At 38.8% G+C, this 14,929-nt stretch carries 19 protein-coding genes; 16 read left to right on the forward strand and 3 right to left on the reverse strand.

What is annotated here, in order from left to right:
- The first annotated feature begins 477 nt into the window (after window positions 1-477).
- The 7 genes from ACIQLB_RS06680 to mtnN all read left to right on the forward strand — a co-directional run bounded on the left by ACIQLB_RS06680 (window position 478) and on the right by mtnN (window position 6,611).
- Window positions 478-1,110, forward strand: a complete 633-nt coding sequence (locus ACIQLB_RS06680; RefSeq protein ID WP_400722688.1) for an O-methyltransferase — start codon at window positions 478-480, stop codon at window positions 1,108-1,110.
- A 5-nt stretch (window positions 1,111-1,115) separates the two neighbouring features.
- Complete coding sequence (locus tag ACIQLB_RS06685) at window positions 1,116-2,048, forward strand: peptidase U32 family protein (RefSeq protein WP_400722691.1); 933 nt, start codon at window positions 1,116-1,118, stop codon at window positions 2,046-2,048.
- A gap of 14 nt (window positions 2,049-2,062) precedes the next feature.
- Entirely contained in the window at window positions 2,063-3,343 is a 1,281-nt protein-coding gene (locus ACIQLB_RS06690; RefSeq protein ID WP_400722694.1) for a peptidase U32 family protein, read from the forward strand.
- A complete protein-coding gene (gene udk, locus ACIQLB_RS06695; protein WP_400722697.1) occupies window positions 3,343-3,981 on the forward strand; it encodes a uridine kinase in 639 nt (212 codons plus the stop codon). The genes ACIQLB_RS06690 and udk overlap by 1 nt, the downstream gene beginning before the upstream one ends.
- Before the next feature lie 187 nt (window positions 3,982-4,168).
- Window positions 4,169-4,657: a transcription elongation factor GreA gene (gene greA / locus ACIQLB_RS06700; protein WP_400722700.1), complete on the forward strand. Its 489-nt coding sequence runs from the start codon at window positions 4,169-4,171 to the stop codon at window positions 4,655-4,657.
- 542 nt (window positions 4,658-5,199) lie between these two features.
- The gene (locus ACIQLB_RS06705; RefSeq protein WP_400722703.1) at window positions 5,200-5,853 is read left to right on the forward strand and encodes a YrrS family protein; all 654 of its coding nucleotides are present in this window, start codon (window positions 5,200-5,202) and stop codon (window positions 5,851-5,853) included.
- Window positions 5,854-5,918: 65 nt separating this feature from the next.
- The gene (mtnN, locus tag ACIQLB_RS06710) at window positions 5,919-6,611 is read left to right on the forward strand and encodes a 5'-methylthioadenosine/S-adenosylhomocysteine nucleosidase (protein ID WP_400722706.1); all 693 of its coding nucleotides are present in this window, start codon (window positions 5,919-5,921) and stop codon (window positions 6,609-6,611) included.
- Window positions 6,612-7,137: 526 nt separating this feature from the next.
- Here the strand turns inward: mtnN and sigK are convergent.
- Together sigK and pssA are read right to left on the reverse strand one after the other, a co-directional pair.
- Window positions 7,138-7,845, reverse strand: a complete 708-nt coding sequence (gene sigK, locus ACIQLB_RS06715) for an RNA polymerase sporulation sigma factor SigK (RefSeq protein WP_053484741.1) — start codon at window positions 7,843-7,845, stop codon at window positions 7,138-7,140.
- An 87-nt stretch (window positions 7,846-7,932) separates the two neighbouring features.
- A complete protein-coding gene (pssA, locus tag ACIQLB_RS06720) occupies window positions 7,933-8,433 on the reverse strand; it encodes a CDP-diacylglycerol--serine O-phosphatidyltransferase (protein ID WP_400723099.1) in 501 nt (166 codons plus the stop codon).
- Window positions 8,434-8,569: 136 nt separating this feature from the next.
- Between pssA and ACIQLB_RS06725 the strand changes: the two genes are divergently transcribed.
- The 9 genes from ACIQLB_RS06725 to ACIQLB_RS06765 are packed head-to-tail and all read left to right on the forward strand — an operon-like array spanning window position 8,570 to window position 14,404.
- Window positions 8,570-9,352, forward strand: a complete 783-nt coding sequence (locus ACIQLB_RS06725) for a phosphatidylserine decarboxylase (protein ID WP_400722710.1) — start codon at window positions 8,570-8,572, stop codon at window positions 9,350-9,352.
- A 36-nt stretch (window positions 9,353-9,388) separates the two neighbouring features.
- A complete protein-coding gene (locus ACIQLB_RS06730; protein ID WP_053484739.1) occupies window positions 9,389-9,910 on the forward strand; it encodes a YqeG family HAD IIIA-type phosphatase in 522 nt (173 codons plus the stop codon).
- Window positions 9,907-11,010 (forward strand): ribosome biogenesis GTPase YqeH, encoded by a 1,104-nt coding sequence (gene yqeH / locus ACIQLB_RS06735; protein ID WP_400722714.1) that lies wholly within the window; start codon window positions 9,907-9,909, stop codon window positions 11,008-11,010. The genes ACIQLB_RS06730 and yqeH overlap by 4 nt, the downstream gene beginning before the upstream one ends.
- A 30-nt stretch (window positions 11,011-11,040) precedes the next feature.
- Window positions 11,041-11,871: a shikimate dehydrogenase gene (aroE, locus tag ACIQLB_RS06740; RefSeq protein ID WP_400722717.1), complete on the forward strand. Its 831-nt coding sequence runs from the start codon at window positions 11,041-11,043 to the stop codon at window positions 11,869-11,871.
- 5 nt (window positions 11,872-11,876) lie between these two features.
- On the forward strand, window positions 11,877-12,179 hold the full coding sequence (gene yhbY, locus ACIQLB_RS06745; RefSeq protein ID WP_400722720.1) for a ribosome assembly RNA-binding protein YhbY: 303 nt from the start codon (window positions 11,877-11,879) through the stop codon (window positions 12,177-12,179).
- A 9-nt stretch (window positions 12,180-12,188) separates the two neighbouring features.
- Window positions 12,189-12,779, forward strand: coding sequence for a nicotinate-nucleotide adenylyltransferase (locus ACIQLB_RS06750; RefSeq protein WP_400722723.1), 591 nt, complete (start codon window positions 12,189-12,191; stop codon window positions 12,777-12,779).
- The gene (gene yqeK / locus ACIQLB_RS06755; RefSeq protein ID WP_400722726.1) at window positions 12,748-13,320 is read left to right on the forward strand and encodes a bis(5'-nucleosyl)-tetraphosphatase (symmetrical) YqeK; all 573 of its coding nucleotides are present in this window, start codon (window positions 12,748-12,750) and stop codon (window positions 13,318-13,320) included. The genes ACIQLB_RS06750 and yqeK overlap by 32 nt, the downstream gene beginning before the upstream one ends.
- Window positions 13,317-13,661, forward strand: a complete 345-nt coding sequence (gene rsfS, locus ACIQLB_RS06760; RefSeq protein ID WP_370042014.1) for a ribosome silencing factor — start codon at window positions 13,317-13,319, stop codon at window positions 13,659-13,661. The genes yqeK and rsfS overlap by 4 nt, the downstream gene beginning before the upstream one ends.
- A 2-nt stretch (window positions 13,662-13,663) precedes the next feature.
- Window positions 13,664-14,404 carry a class I SAM-dependent DNA methyltransferase gene (locus ACIQLB_RS06765; protein WP_400722730.1) on the forward strand — a complete coding sequence of 247 codons (741 nt, stop codon included), beginning with the start codon at window positions 13,664-13,666 and terminating at the stop codon, window positions 14,402-14,404.
- 45 nt (window positions 14,405-14,449) lie between these two features.
- Here the strand turns inward: ACIQLB_RS06765 and ACIQLB_RS06770 are convergent, their stop codons facing one another.
- Window positions 14,450-14,905, reverse strand: coding sequence for a DUF3997 domain-containing protein (locus ACIQLB_RS06770; protein ID WP_400722733.1), 456 nt, complete (start codon window positions 14,903-14,905; stop codon window positions 14,450-14,452).
- Window positions 14,906-14,929 lie beyond the last annotated feature (24 nt).

The raw sequence follows: 14,929 nt of genomic DNA on the forward strand, positions 1-14,929 counted from the left end.
ATAGCAATAATGTGGATAGAAGGAAAGAAAAATAGCTTTCCTTCTATTTTCATGCTATTATAAATTGTGATTTTTAATCGATCCGCATGGAAAAAATTCAATCTGTCCGTTAATGCGGAATAATATACGTGGTGGCAATTGTTTTGAGCTTATAAAAACAATTGCTCATTTTTGTATGACGAAGTACCAAGACATCACGTTTGGTCTTTTTCTTTTTGTTGCTAAATGATGAAGTACAGACAACGAGGAGGACTCGTTGCCTTTTAACTTCTTTCAGCGGGTAAACATCCGCTGAAATAGAGGAACTCAGTCTAAGCACGCCACGTCCTGTGGCAACGACTGAGTGACCAACATCATGTTGGCCTAAAACCTCCGGCGGATGTCACAGAAATCGGAAAGGAGTTCTTTGTGCCAGCACAAAGCCGATTCCAGACACAATTATGCCGAGGCATAATTGATATGAGGGTGAACTAAAAAATGGAATTATCAGATGCATATATACAATCATTTATTCAACCACGTAATGAATTGCTTTTAGAAATGGAAGCATTTGCGGAGGAGAATCATGTACCGATTATGCAACTTTCAGGCATTGATGCACTAAATCAACTGCTACGTATTCAAAATCCGTCGAAAATTTTAGAGATTGGTACAGCAATTGGTTATTCTGCAATAAGGATGGCAGAGGCTTTACCAAATGTGCAGATCGTTACAATCGAGCGTGATATAGAGCGTGTTACGAGAGCAAAGGCTTATATTGAACGTTCCGCAGTATCAGATCGTATTACGGTCATTGAAGGTGACGCCTTAGAGGTGAATGATGAAGCAATTCAAACGACCTTCGATGCTGTTTTTATCGATGCTGCAAAGGGACAATATCAACGCTTTTTTGAAAAGTATGCACCTCTTGTAAAATCTGGCGGAGTTCTGTATATCGATAATATGTATATGCATGGCTTATCAGATTTGGATTTAAAAGATGTACCGCGTCGCAAGCGTACAATGATTCGAAATTTAAAAAACTTTACCGAATGGATTATGCAGCACCCTGATTACACAAGTGCATTTTTACCAGTCGGTGATGGTTTATTATTATGTTTGAAGAGGTGACTATTATGAAAAAACCTGAATTGCTTGTTACACCGCAATCAGTGGACCATGTTAAAGCACTTTTACAGGCTGGAGCAGATGCTTTTGTCATTGGTGAACAACAATTTGGTCTGCGCCTAGCAGGAGAATTTTCTGTTAGTGAAGTGGAAGTGGCTACAAAGTTAATTCATGCAGCGGGTAAAAAGGTTTATGTTGCGGTAAATGCGCTATTCCATAATGAAAAATTGGATGCGCTTGCCGAATATTTAAAAGAAATGCAACGTATTGGTGTTGACCGTTTAATTTATGGTGATCCAGCAGTATTAATCATTCGTCGTGAGCAAGGTGTAACAATACCGTTACACTGGAATCCAGAAACGACTGCAACGAACTGGTTTACTGCAAATTATTGGGGAAAACGCGGAGCAACTCGCGCAGTGCTTTCACGTGAACTTTCTTTAGATGAAGTGCTAGAAATTAAAGAAAATACAGAAGTAGAGATTGAGGTTCAAGTACATGGAATGACATGTATGTTCCAATCAAAACGTCCATTACTAGGCCATTATTTCTTATATCAGGATAAAGTAATGGAAATTGAAAATCGTAAGGAAAATCGCAATATGTTCCTTCATGATGATGAACGAAATAATAAATATCCAATTTATGAAGATGCTAACGGTACGCATATTTTCAGCCCAAACGATATGTGCATTATTGATGAGCTTGGCGAATTATTCGAAGGCGGCATTGATGCATTGAAAATTGAGGGTGTTCTTCAAACGCCAGAATATGTGGTCACAGTAACAGAAGCTTATCGTCAAGCAATGGACACATATTTTGATGAATCAGAAGATGCGTATGAAGATATTAAAGATGATCTATTAGTTAAAATTGAAGAAATTCAGCCTACCATCAGACCTCTTGATACTGGCTTTATCTTCAAGGAAACAGTTTATTAGGAGGTGGCAAGAACATGGCATTAGTATTAGAGCAAAATGACAAAATCCGTGAGATTGTAGACGGTAAACGTGTCATTACAAAAAAACCAGAGCTACTTGCCCCTGCAGGTAGTTTAGAAAAATTAAAAGTAGCAGTTCATTATGGAGCGGATGCTGTATTTATCGGTGGACGAGAGTTCGGTCTACGTTCAAACGCAGATAACTTCTCAATTGAGGAAATGCGCGAAGGTGTTGAATTCGCCAATAAATACGGTGCAAAAATATATGTTACGACAAATATTTTCGCCCACAATGAAAATATGGACGGCTTAGAGCAATATTTACAAGATATTGAATCTGCGGGTGTTACAGGCATTATTGTAGCGGACCCATTAATCATTGAAACATGCCGTACAGCTGCACCAAAGCTTGAAATTCACCTTTCTACACAGCAATCTTTATCGAACTGGAAGGCAGTACAATATTGGAAAGAAGAAGGCTTACATCGTGTAGTATTAGCTCGTGAAGTTGGCGGCGAAGAAATGAAGCTGATGAAAGAAAAAGTCGATATTGAAATTGAGGCTTTCGTTCATGGAGCAATGTGTATCGCCTATTCTGGTCGCTGTGTACTTTCAAATCATATGACTGCTCGTGACTCTAACCGTGGTGGTTGCTGTCAATCTTGTCGCTGGGACTATGATTTATATGAGTTAGAGGATGGCGAAGAAAAGGCGCTTTTCGATGATAATCACGCATCTTTTGCGATGAGTCCGAAAGACTTAAAGCTGATTGAAGCAATACCACATATGATTGAGCTTGGTATTGATTCATTAAAAGTAGAAGGTCGCATGAAATCAATTCACTATGTTGCTACAGTTGTTTCAGTGTACCGCAAAGTGATTGACGCTTATTGTGCTGACCCTGAAAATTTCAAAATTAAACGTGAATGGCTCGAGGAACTAGACAAATGTGCTAACCGTGATACTGCTGAAGCATTCTTCCATGATGCCCCTGGCCACGAGGAGCAAATGTTTGGTGTACATGGCCGTAAAACGACTTATGAGTTTGCTGGTTTAATTTTAGAGCATGACCCAGAAACGAAAATGGTTACAATGCAACAACGTAACTATTTTAAACCTGGCGATGAGGTAGAGTTCTTTGGACCAGAAATCGAAAATTTCCGTTTTACAATGGGTGAAATTTGGGATGAGGATGGCAATAGCTTAGATGCCGCACGTCATCCACTACAAATTGTTAAATTTAAATGCGATACACCATTAAAACCGCATAACATGATGCGAAAGGAGAATAATTAATGGCAGCGAAGCGTCCAGTCGTCATCGGAATCGCTGGTGGCTCATGCTCGGGAAAAACGAGTGTGACCCGTGCTATTTATGAAGTTTTCCGTGACCATTCAGTAGTTGTAATTGAACAAGATTTTTATTATAAAGATCAAAGTCATTTAACGTTTGAGGAGCGTTTAGGTACAAACTATGACCATCCATTAGCGTTTGATAATGATTTGTTAATCGAACACATAAAAAAATTATTGGTCCGTCAACCAATCGAAAAGCCAGTATATGATTATGTGCAGCATACAAGAGCTAAAGAAGTTATTCATGTAGAGCCTGTAGATGTTATTATACTAGAAGGTATTTTAGTGTTAGAAGATGCAGATTTACGTGATTTAATGGATATTAAATTATTTGTAGATACGGACTCAGATTTACGTATTATTCGTCGTATAATGCGTGATATAAAAGAGCGTGGACGTACTACAGATTCTGTAATCGACCAATATTTATCGGCAGTGCGTCCAATGCATAATTTATTTATTGAACCGACGAAACGTTATGCTGATATTATTATCCCTGAAGGCGGGGATAATGAGGTTGCGATTGATTTAATGGTAACTAAGATTAAAACTATCCTTGAAACTGACAACGTATTGTAATAAGATAGAGTGGTATTGACAATATTTACATGCATATCTGTACATATTTCAGAAAGGCATGCATACTATTAGGTCAAAGAGTAATTTGAAACCGTTTAAAAATAATAAAATTCGATTAAGTGAATCCTACTAGGCACTTAATCGAGTTTTATGTTTTTATATTGACGAAAACAAGGAGTGAAGAACTTTGGCAAACGAAAAACAGTACCCAATGACAGCTGAAGGTAAAAGAAAATTAGAAGAAGAATTAGTGAAATTAGAAACGGAAACACGTAAGGAAATCGTAGAACGTATTAAAATCGCTCGTGATTTCGGGGATCTTTCTGAAAATGCTGAGTATGATTCTGCAAAAGAAGAACAAGCCTTTTTAGAAGGTCGAATTTCTACATTAAAATCAATGATTCGTAACGCAGTTATTATTTCTGAGGACGAAACAGACAACAGTGTAGTATCGTTAGGGAAAACGGTTACATTTGTAGAAATTATTAATGGAAAACCATCAACAGACAAGGAATCGTATACAATTGTTGGTTCGGCTGAGGCAGATCCAATGGAGTTCCGTATTTCAAATGAATCACCAATTGCTAAAGGCTTGCTAGGTCGTGCTGAAGGCGAAGAGGTTGTTGTACAAACACCTGGTGGTGAAATGAAAGTTAAAATTATTTCAATAAAATAATTTTTGTACAAGCAGTTAGCTTATCTTTTGAAAGGAGAGCTAGCTGCTTTTTCTTCATCCGCAAATGTTTTTTTGTAACAGCAACAGCAATTACGCCAAGGAGAAGTTGATTCTTGAATCTATATTCTGTGTAAGTTTTTACATCAATGGTAAAAATCTTGTTCATCACCAAAAGTAGTTGATGACTTTTGTTAAAACATCTACTATGTAAATAAGTTGATTGGAGTGGAGACTGGGCGACTCCTTGGGGATTAGCGATAGAGGAACGAAGGCTAATACCATCACATCCTGTGATAACGCCTTTGTGACCAACATCGTGTTGGCCCGAGACCCTGCAGCGAAGCGAAGCGGCTCATCGGACGCCCCCAGGAAAGCGCCCAGTCGGAACGGAAATCAACCACACGCTTTGGCGGTGATCCAAAAATCTATTAGAAAATACGTCGAGATGTCTATATTTTTCTCTATGAAAAAATATATGAGTACAATTATTTTGCAAGTGCTGTTGAACTTGATAGAATATTGGCTAGAGAGGGGGAGACTTCATGAGTGAAAAACAAACTCGAAGCAGTCGTCATTTGCAGCCATCTCGTAATAAAAAGCTAGATAAACTATTGAATGTTTTAATTGGTATTGTCGTGATATTAATTATTATAACAGCAACATATGTGTTTAAATGGCAGGATGATGCAGGGAAAGCTGAGAAAGGCGAGCCAATACAGGAGCAGAAGAACGATAAAAAAGATGTGAAGGAAGAGCCTTCTAAAGAGCAAAATAATGATGTTACAGCTCAAGAGGAAAAACCTACAAAGGAAGAACCTACAGAAGGAACTCAAACATCTGAACAGGACGCTACTACTGAAACTACTTCAGACAACCCAATTGTTGACAAGGTCATAACAAATAAAAATTGGCAATCTACACCTACAACACAAACAGGTCAGCATGTGTCTTCTTACGATGATAAATCAGTAGACTGGGCTGAGAAGCTAGCAACAGTTACTGCCGTTACAGGCATCGAAAAGGATAATATGATTATCTGGCGTATGGGCAATAACGGTAGCGCTAATTCGGCTATTGCAACAGTTTCAACGAATGATAAGACAAAAATGTATCGCGTTAGTATGGAATGGGTCGACAACGAAGGCTGGACACCAGTAAAACTTGAGCAACTAAATACATTAAATGGCGCCTATTGACGAAAATAACACGTTTTATTATTTTTAATAGAGTGAAGTGAACAAAGAAGGGAAGTAACATAGACATGAAAATTGCAGTAATCGGCGCAATGGAAGAGGAAGTAGAGCTTTTACGAGCATCATTAGATAATGCAAAAAGCACAACAATCGCAGGCAGTGAGTATACAACGGGAACTTATAAAGGGAAAGAGGTAGTTTTATTAAAAAGTGGTATTGGTAAAGTGAATGCTGCAATGTCAACTACTATTCTATTACATGAATTCAAGCCTGATGTAGTCATTAATACGGGCTCTGCCGGAGGCTATGATGAAACTCTTGAAGTAGGCGCAGTCGTTATTTCAGATGAAGTCCGTCATCATGATGTAGATGTAACGATTTTCGGTTATGAAATGGGTCAGATGGCTGGTATGCCAGCAGCTTATAAATCAGATGAAAAACTTATGAAAGTGGCTGAAGAGGCAGTAGAGGCTGTTGGAGAGCACCAATATGGTGTTGGTTTAATTTGCTCAGGTGATGCCTTTATGAATGATCCTGTTCGTGTAGAAGCTGTCCGTCGTCATTTCCCACAAATGAAGGCAGTGGAGATGGAAGCAGCAGCTGTTGCACAAGTATGCTATCAATTTGGTACTCCGTTTGTTGTTATTCGTGCTTTATCAGATATTGCTGGAAAAGAATCGAATATTAGCTTCGATGAGTTTTTACCAGTAGCTGCAAAGCATTCAACACAAATCGTACTAAAAGCTATCGAATCGTTATAAAGTGTTTAATCTGTAAGGCTAGATTATTAGTTTTCACCGATCCGCGGGATAAACTACACAAAAAAGTCAAAATGAGTGCCTTTTAGTGTGAGAAAAATCACAGTTTGAAAGTCGCGCTAATGCTAAACTGTTGTTAATTAAATCTCTTCATATTCAGATGGGAGGCATGCATAATGCTATTTTTAACAGCAGGTGTAGTCATAATAACAATGTTACTCGGTACACTTATTTCAGTAGAACTTTCAGAATCTGAAATTCATTAAGGGAAAAGCCCTCTTGCGACATTTTATGACGCAAGGGGGCTTTCTTTATTGTTTAATTTTTTTAGCAAATGTCTTCTGTAGCGAAAGCAAAGCGTCAGCTACAAGTGTTTTCGTAGCGAAAGTGAAACGTCAGCTACAAATGTTTATCAACCCGTGATATGGTGACGAGCCTAAGTATTACTTTTGTAACAAAAAATACAAGATGAATTGCGGAATAATGTAATAGATTTATTGAAATTTTATAATTATCAATTTACAATATATTACTCAATAATCTTTTGATCTCGTTTATATAACTGATAGAGTTTAATAAGTGCTCGCTTTTCAATGCGAGATACATAACTACGAGAAATATTTAAACGTGCAGCGATTTCTTTTTGTGTGAGTGCATCCTGCTGATTTAGACCATAGCGGAGTGTAACGATTTCGAGTTCACGTTCGTCAAGCATATGCAAATAATGATATAGTTGTGCAACATGCTCTTTATGTTCAAGTTTTTCTGTTGCACTCTCTTCATCGCATTGTAAGAGATCTCGGATTTGTAGGGCATTCCCATCTTTATCTGTACCGATTGGCTCAAATAAGGAAACATCTTTTTGCACTTTTTTCTGTGTACGCAGATGCATTAAAATTTCATTTTCGATACAGCGGGCGGCATAAGTGGCAAGACGGGTCTTTTTGTCAGGAGTATAACTTTCTACGGCTTTCATAAGACCAATAGTACCGATGGAAATATAATCATCAAGTTGTTCATGCTTTGGGTGGAATTTCTTCACAACGTGTGCGACAAGTCTCATATTGCGTTCAATTAGGTCCAGACGCGCTTGCTCATCACCGCCTAAAAATCGTTCAATACAAGCAGCTTCCTCTTCTTTTGAAAAGGGTTTATGGAATGTTTGCCCCTTTAAATAGCCAAGTAACGCTGGGATCTCAAGCCATAACTGCAACATAGATGTAAAAATTCCGCTCATTGAATGATTTCATCCTTTCCCCATTTTTCGACAGTATATGTTATGAAACTGTGTTAAATGAAAAAAAGTGCAACAGCAAATGCGCTGTTACACTTTTTTTAACGTGATTGTACTAATCATTAGTAATGCTAGTATTGGGAATAGGAAAAGATAAAATGCCGGGTGGAACGTATTAGATGCAAAATACGTTAAAGTTAAGATCGTACCTGCCGCTGTAATCGGTAACCCTGTAAAATAGCCGTTTGCTTCAGTAATATTGAAGCGAGCTAATCTCATCGCACCGCAGACGATATACAGTACTGTCATCGTCATGCCGACAAAACCAAAGTCGACTAAGACAACTTTATACATTAATAATGCAGGCGCCACACCAAATGATATAATATCACTCATAGAATCTAATTGTTTACCTAAATCAGACACTTGTCCAAGTGCTCTAGCTACCTTTCCATCATAGCGATCAAGAAGGGCTGCAATAAAGATAAACAAGACACTGTAGCTATAGTATTCGTGTAGTGTAGCCATTATGGCCGCTCCGCCGAAGGACATATTACTGATTGTGATAAAGTTTGCTGCTTGCGATTTCATTTTCTTAACCGTGGTATCCACCAACTTGTGATAAAAAAACAAGGGGGATCACTCCTTTGCACTTAAGATATTGTACCATTATACTTCGAATGCGAAAAAATTGACAGTCTAAATTAATCGATAGGGGTTTTGTTTTATGAAAGAAAAATTATATCAACGCTTGATTGAATTAACAAATGGAAAGCAATCCTCTAATATTTTGCAATCTATTGCAAAAGCAAAGTGGAGTAAACGCATTATTCCTAGTTACATGAAAGTTTACGACATTAATCTTGAAGAGGTTTCAAAACAACAACAACATTTTTCAAGTTTACATGATTTTTTCACAAGAGAGCTTTTAGAACATGCACGTCCGGTTGAACAAAATCCAACTACCTATGTAAGTCCAGTGGATGCGAAAGTGGAATCATTTGGACGTATCGAATGGAATATGACGTTTCTTGTAAAGGGTAAGCCTTATGCTTTACAAGATTTACTTGGCAATGCAGAACGTGCTTCACAATATGCAGATGGACATTATATCGTGTTTTACTTGAGTCCTGCAGATTATCACCGTATTCATAGCCCGATTGATGGGGAAGTGCTAAGACAATATACACTTGGTCAAAAATCCTATCCTGTTAATCAGCTCGGTCTTACATACGGTAAAAAACCAATTTCACACAATTATCGTTCAGTAACGGAGCTGAAAGTGGCTAATAATCAGCAGGTAGCATTTATTAAAGTTGGTGCTACCTTTGTAAACTCTATCGTGCTTACTAATACAACAACGCAGTGGCGTAAAGGTGAAGAAGTCGGATATTTTTCATTCGGCTCTACAGTAGTTATGCTGTTTGAAAAGGATGCAATAGAATTTACGGAAAATGTTGTACAAGGAAGCCCAATTCGTATGGGTGAAGCCTTCGCAAATATGCTATAATGGTCGAATAATACGTTTAGATTAGGGGTCGCTATTTTGTATAATTTTTTATTACCAGATGAATTTGTCACGAGTATTTATGAAATTACACCGGAAAAGCTTCAAGACTTAGGCATTAAAGGTATTATTACGGATTTAGATAATACGCTTGTGGAATGGGACCGTGCAGATGCAACGGAAGAGCTTATTATTTGGCTGCGCATTATGAAAGAATCAGGCATTCGGGTTATTATTGCGTCGAATAACAAAGAAGCACGTGTAAAGCAATTTGCTGAGCCATTAGGTATTCCCTATATTCATAAGGCGAGAAAGCCACTTCGTAATGCCTTCTATAGTGCGATTATTCAATTAGGGCTACGACCACAGGAAGTAGTAATGGTAGGAGACCAACTACTAACAGATGTAATGGGCGCAAATCGCTTAGGCTTGCATACGGTACTAGTAAAACCAGTTGCACAATCAGATGGGCTCGTAACAAAATTCAATCGATTTATTGAACGTCGTGTGTTCAATAATTTGAAACGAAAAGGAATCACTACTTGGGAGGAAAAAGAATGAACGAAATGCCAAATTGTATTGGCTGTGGTACAACAATTCAAACAGAAGATAAAACAGCAGTTGGGTATGCACCCCCATCATCATTAGAAAAAGACGTGGTCATTTGCCAACGTTGCTTCCGTTTGAAAAATTATAATGAAATTCAACCAGTTTCATTAACAGATGACGACTTTTTACGCATATTAAACGGTCTTGGAACACAGCAAGGCTTAATCGTAAAAATTGTTGATATATTTGACTTCAATGGGAGCTGGCTACCAGGACTTCACCGCTTCGTTGGTAAAAATCCTGTGTTATTAATCGCGAATAAAGCCGATCTATTACCGAAATCTGTGAAACCGAAAAAAGTGATTAATTGGCTAAAACGTGAAGCAAAGGCTCTTGGTCTACAACCTGTCGATGTACTTTTAGTAAGTGCCCATAAAGGTAACGGGATGGCCGAAGCAATGGAAGCCATTGATGAGTACCGTAATGGACAAAATGTGTACGTTGTAGGTTGTACAAATGTTGGGAAATCCACGTTCATTAATCGCATTATCAAGCAGGCTACTGGTGAAGGTGAGATTATTACAACTTCTCATTTCCCAGGTACTACTTTGGATATGATTGAAATTCCATTAGATGATGGTAGTGCATTATATGATACACCAGGAATTATTAATCACCATCAGATGGCACACCATATTGACTCTAGCGAATTAAAATATATCATGCCTAAAAAAGAAATAAAGCCTAAAGTGTATCAACAAAATGCTGGACAAACATTATTTATCGGAGCCCTTGCTCGTTTTGACTTTATTCAAGGAGAGCGTTCGGCATTTACGGTTCACGTGGCAAATGACTTACCAATACACCGTACAAAGCTTGAAAAGGCAGATGCATTGTATGCAGAGCATAAGGGTGAATTGCTGGCACCTCCAACGGCCGAATTTATAGAACAGCTACCGCCATTAGTGCGTCATGAGTTCTCTATCAAAGAAGCGAAAACAGACGTTGTATTCTCTGGTCTTGGATGGATTACAGTGCAGCATGCCAATGTTGTTGTAGCAGCTTATGCACCAAAGGGTGTACAAGTTTCAATTCGCCCATCACTAATTTAGGATGTACAAGTAGAGAAGAGGGACTAGGAAATGAAGAAATGGTTTGCGGTTATTGGTGATCCAATTGAGCATTCGAAATCTCCAACAATGCATAATGCTTGGTTCGAGGAGCGGTCGATAGATGCGACGTATATTCCAGTGCGTGTAACTTCTGAAAATTTGGAGTCAGCGGTTGTTGGTCTGAAAACATTAGGTGCAAGTGGTTGGAACATTACAATCCCACATAAAACAGCAATCATTCCTTATTTAGATGAGCTAGATGAGTTGTCAGAAAAAATGGGAGCTGTCAATACGGTTGTCCGAACAAAAGAAGGAAAATTAAAGGGATACAATACAGACGGTGTTGGTTTTGTGCGTTCGCTAGAAGAAGCGGTTGGCAAGTCACATAAAGACAAGCCAGTTCTTCTTATTGGTGCGGGCGGTGCTGCTCGTGGTATTGCTTTTGCAATGCAGCAGCAAGGTTATACGAATTTAACCATTGCCAACCGCACAGTGGCGAATGCTAAGGCAATTGTCGATGAAATGGGTATAGGTAATGCTATTTCTTTAGCAGAGGCTGAGGAATCATTAGCTGATTTCGGCATTTTAGTGCAAATGACATCGGCTGGACTTGCTACGGGCAATTTTTCGATGCCATTTTCACTAGAACGACTTGCAGAAGGCGCAATTGTGGCCGATATTGTGTATAATCCATTAATGACGCCTTTTTTAAAAGCGGCTGAGGAAAAAGGAGCAACCGTCGTTACGGGTCTTGGAATGTTCGTTCATCAAGGAGCTATTGCTTTTGAGCATTGGCTTGGTGAATACCCAAATACAAATTCAATGATTGCGCAATTAAAGGCGCAATTAGGAGGAAATTAATTTTTATGTTAACAGGTAAACAAAAACGTTTTTTACGTGCAGAAGCACATCATTTAACACCGATTTTCCAAGTAGGAAAAGGCGGCGTTAATGACGAAATGACAAAGCAAATTCGTGAAGCATTAGAAGTACGAGAGTTGATAAAGGTACGTATTTTAGATAACTGTGAGGAGGACAAGGCTGAAGTTGCAGAAGCACTTGCTAAAGGTGCTCATGCAGAGCTTGTGCAATTAATTGGACTGACAGTTGTTTTATATAAAGAGTCACGCAATCATAAAAAGATTGCATTACCAAAAGTAACGAAATAAGGTGAGACGATGAAAAAGATCGGTTTACTGGGAGGTACATTTAATCCACCACATAATGGACATTTAATGATGGCTAATGAAGTACTGCATGCATTAGATCTAGATGAAGTTCGCTTTATGCCAAATGCGTTGCCACCACATAAGTTCGCACGTCATGATGCTAGCGATGTGGAACGCCTTGAAATGGTAAGGCGTGCAATAAGTCCATATCCGTATTTTTCTGTGGAGTCGTATGAGGTGGACAAGGGTGGCGTATCCTATTCATATAAGACACTTTCTGCGATGTGTATAAAAGAGCCTAATGTGAAGTTTTACTTTATCATTGGAGGCGACATGATTGATTCGCTTCATACATGGTACTGTATTGATGAATTAGTGAAGCTTGTGCAATTTGTAGGAGTAAAGCGTCCAGGAACAGAGGCCACTACAGAGTATCCTATAGTAATGGTGGAAGCTCCCCAAATCGATTTATCGTCCACACTGATTCGTGAACGCCTTGCCACTGGAGGAACGATTACCTTTTTACTGCCTGAAGCGGTAGAGACGTTCATACGAGAGGAAGGTCTATATGGAACGCGAACAGTACTTGGCGGCAATTAAGCCACGCATGCCTGAGAAGCGCTATATTCATACCATTGGTGTAATGGAAACAGCCATTGAGCTAGCAACATTATATGGTGAGGATGAAAAAAAGGCTGAGATAGCTGCCATCCTTCACGATGTTGCGAAATATGCAGATATCGAATGGATGGAGAAAATCGTCCGTGATGAAAAATTAGATGCTCGCCTTATTGGCTGGGGTAGTGAATTACTGCATGGTCCAGTAGGTGCATATATTGCAGAAAGCGAATTTGGCATTACAGATGAGGATATGTTAAATTCTATTCGTTTTCATACAACAGGACGCGCGGGCATGAGCCGTTTAGAAAAAATTATTTTTGTTGCAGATATGATTGAACCTAATCGTAAATTTGTTGGTGTTGATCGTCTACGAAAAAAAGTAAAGAAAAATTTGGATAAAGCGATGAGTGCTTGTGTGCGCCATACATTGGCATTTTTAATTGACACAAAACAACCAATTTATCCATTATCAATAGAATGTTACAACGATATGATGAAAAGAGAGGACAGTGAAGGATGACTTCAACTTTATTACAATCAGCTTACAAAGCAATTGACGACAAACATGGTGAGGATATTGTCGTTTTAAATATGCAAGGCATTTCACTTTTAGCGGATTACTTTATTATTTCTCATGGTAATTCTGACCGCCAAGTGCAAGCAATCGCACGTGAATTACAAGAGGTAGCAGTAAAAGAGGGCTTTGAAATTCGTCGCGTAGAAGGCTTCGATGCAGCACGCTGGATTCTTGTAGACCTAGGAGATGTTGTAGCGCATGTATTCCATAAAGATGAACGAGCTTATTATAACTTAGAGCGTCTATGGGGCGATGCACCTCAACTAGACATGCCAGAGGCTTAAGTGTGAGTAGTTACGAGCGATTTGCGCACGTGTATGATGAGCTGCAAACCGATATCCCTTACAATCTTTATGTGGAATGGGTTTTGCAGCATGCACCGAGCAGTCAATTTCCAAATCTCTTAGATATCGGCTGTGGTACAGGTATACTTGGCCTGTTGTTTGCGCAGGCGGGTTACAAGGTGAGTGGAATCGATTTATCTGAAAATATGCTCTCCATTGCCGCAGAGCGCTTTGCTGATGCAGGATTACATGTGCCTCTCTATTGTATGTCGATGGATGAATTAGAGGGCTTTGAGGCGCTTGACGTTGTAACGATTGCTATTGATTCTCTGAATTATGTAGTGAAGGAAAAAGCAGTTTATTCAACATTAGAACGTATTTATGGTGCTTTACGAGATGGTGGCCACCTGTTTTTTGACGTGCATTCGTTATTTAAAATGAATGATATATTTTTAGACGGACCGTTTACGTATGACGATGGTGATATTAGCTATGTATGGCATACGGAGCCTGGCGATTTTGAACATTCCGTTGTCCACCAAATGACGTTTTATGTGCGTGATGCTGAGAGTGATCTGTATGAACGTTTCGACGAGGAGCATAACCAACGCACATTCTCAATTGAGCAATATATGGCATGGCTTCAGGAAATTGGTTTTAATCATGTAGAAGTAACAGCAGATTTTACTGATGAAGGCCCTGAATATGAAAGTGAACGCATTTTTATCCGTGCGGTAAAATAGTAAAACAGCTTGCTGGTAAACTTACCAGCGAGCTGTTTTTGTTTTTCATTGCCGAAGATCACTTAAATCTTCAATGGGAATTAACTCCATTTCTTCAGACAAATTTAAAAGTTTCTTTTGTTCGATAAGAGCTTTTTCGTCAAGTGGTCCATAAACGATATGAGCATGCATATCAACGACCCAAAATGCAAACTGCTCTTCATTTGGCTCAGCAACACCACCATTTATACTTTGTAGAGTCACTTGTTTGGCAATAATATAATTGTCATTCCACCAGATATCTGTTATTTTCGGAGGTACATAGTTATAATTATTTACATTACCCTTTACCATTCCTTGCTCTACTACGGGTTCTTCACCATATATGCCGATTTGATGTGCAGATAAACGGTCGATTCGGTATTCATTTGGTAGTGGGATTGTGTAGTCTGCTAAACCTGCACAACCAACTAATATCAATAGTATAATTGAATTTGTGACTAAAAGTGTTTTATTTCTCAAATGACCCCTCCTAACTAAAATCAA

The organism is Lysinibacillus sp. NPDC092081 (genome assembly GCF_044755845.1).
GTDB lineage: Bacteria > Bacillota > Bacilli > Bacillales_A > Planococcaceae > Lysinibacillus.

Bases quoted from the DNA above. Each gene is read 5' to 3' on its own strand.
- ACIQLB_RS06680 (WP_400722688.1), top strand. From the start codon at position 478: ATGGAATTATCAGATGCATATATACAATCATTTATTCAACCACGTAAT.
- ACIQLB_RS06685 (WP_400722691.1), top strand. From the start codon at position 1,116: ATGAAAAAACCTGAATTGCTTGTTACACCGCAATCAGTGGACCATGTT.
- ACIQLB_RS06690 (WP_400722694.1), top strand. From the start codon at position 2,063: ATGGCATTAGTATTAGAGCAAAATGACAAAATCCGTGAGATTGTAGAC.
- udk (WP_400722697.1), top strand. From the start codon at position 3,343: ATGGCAGCGAAGCGTCCAGTCGTCATCGGAATCGCTGGTGGCTCATGC.
- ACIQLB_RS06705 (WP_400722703.1), top strand. From the start codon at position 5,200: ATGAGTGAAAAACAAACTCGAAGCAGTCGTCATTTGCAGCCATCTCGT.
- mtnN (WP_400722706.1), top strand. From the start codon at position 5,919: ATGAAAATTGCAGTAATCGGCGCAATGGAAGAGGAAGTAGAGCTTTTA.
- sigK (WP_053484741.1), bottom strand. From the start codon at position 7,845: ATGAGCGGAATTTTTACATCTATGTTGCAGTTATGGCTTGAGATCCCA.
- pssA (WP_400723099.1), bottom strand. From the start codon at position 8,433: ATGAAATCGCAAGCAGCAAACTTTATCACAATCAGTAATATGTCCTTC.
- ACIQLB_RS06725 (WP_400722710.1), top strand. From the start codon at position 8,570: ATGAAAGAAAAATTATATCAACGCTTGATTGAATTAACAAATGGAAAG.
- yqeH (WP_400722714.1), top strand. From the start codon at position 9,907: ATGAACGAAATGCCAAATTGTATTGGCTGTGGTACAACAATTCAAACA.
- aroE (WP_400722717.1), top strand. From the start codon at position 11,041: ATGAAGAAATGGTTTGCGGTTATTGGTGATCCAATTGAGCATTCGAAA.
- yhbY (WP_400722720.1), top strand. From the start codon at position 11,877: ATGTTAACAGGTAAACAAAAACGTTTTTTACGTGCAGAAGCACATCAT.
- ACIQLB_RS06750 (WP_400722723.1), top strand. From the start codon at position 12,189: ATGAAAAAGATCGGTTTACTGGGAGGTACATTTAATCCACCACATAAT.
- yqeK (WP_400722726.1), top strand. From the start codon at position 12,748: ATGGAACGCGAACAGTACTTGGCGGCAATTAAGCCACGCATGCCTGAG.
- rsfS (WP_370042014.1), top strand. From the start codon at position 13,317: ATGACTTCAACTTTATTACAATCAGCTTACAAAGCAATTGACGACAAA.